The sequence below is a fragment of the Mariniflexile ostreae genome, assembly GCF_042427585.1.
GTDB lineage: Bacteria > Bacteroidota > Bacteroidia > Flavobacteriales > Flavobacteriaceae > Pseudalgibacter > Pseudalgibacter ostreae.
On record NZ_JBHMFC010000083.1, the window covers coordinates 1 to 961 of the forward strand.

Annotated in this window: 1 protein-coding gene; it reads right to left on the reverse strand. The window is 52.4% G+C overall.

The genetic code is table 11. The features are described from left to right. The coding region (locus ACFFU9_RS12870) for a contractile injection system protein, VgrG/Pvc8 family (RefSeq protein WP_379861876.1) at window positions 1-961 on the reverse strand (961 nt) is incomplete at both ends.

Below are 961 nucleotides of genomic sequence, written 5' to 3' on the forward strand. Positions count from 1 at the left end.
ATCTCGGTAATTATATATTTGCCATGCTTTTTGGTGGCAAAACGGGCCATGCCGTCCAGTACGGCGGTCTCTATATCGATAACGCTGCCTACGGACAGGCCTCTTTTTGTGGACTTGCCCGTTATATAATTGGAGGCTGCTGCAGCGCTCTGTTGTTTTTTCTTGAGGTAGCTGTCCATATCGGATCGGTTCTGAACCCGTGCCGAGGTAAAAGCATTACCTCCTGTAGAAAATGTTTCTAAAGAAGCGCTAAAGGCGTGCTGCCCCAGCTCATTGAGCCCCGAAGGGCTGTCGGGCGTCTTGCCGCTCAACTGCTGGGCCTCTAACGAACTAAAGGAGAATGCCCGGGCCCTGCGTGCCTGGGCCTGGATCCCGATATTCATTTCGGTGAGGTCCTTGCCATATTCTATGGTCACGGCGTCCGTTAGTTGGGGCTTTCCAAAAAACAAGGTGTCGCCATCATAATACAGCCATTCGTTGTGCTGTTTGGCGATACGCTGCAGGAACCTAAAGTCGGTTTCCAGGTATTGCGACTCATACGCTATGGCAGTGGTGTTTTCTGGGGCGACCTGTGCCGTGAGATGGGGATGGTCTGCCACCTCCTTGACGATCTCCGATAGCGGGCGATCCAACCAGGACCGCATCAGCTCGCCGTCTTCCAGTAGGATCGTGGACGAGTGGCCGCCCACTATGATCTGGCCATTGTTGCCGTTGTTCTGGTTCAGGGCGATATGGGTAATGATCCCGGTAAAGTCCTTGCCGGTGGTATTGATAACAATGGTCTTGCCCAGCCAGTCCTTGGACCTGTCGATGGTATGGGCGGCCGTGGCCTCGCCGGTCTCCAGGTCGATGCCCATTTCAAAACGGTGGTGGTCGTTTATCTTTTGTGAAATTTCGATGTGCTTAAAGCCACTAATGAACTTTCCGTTAATACTGATCTGTTTGTTCTCAGGAGTCTTTG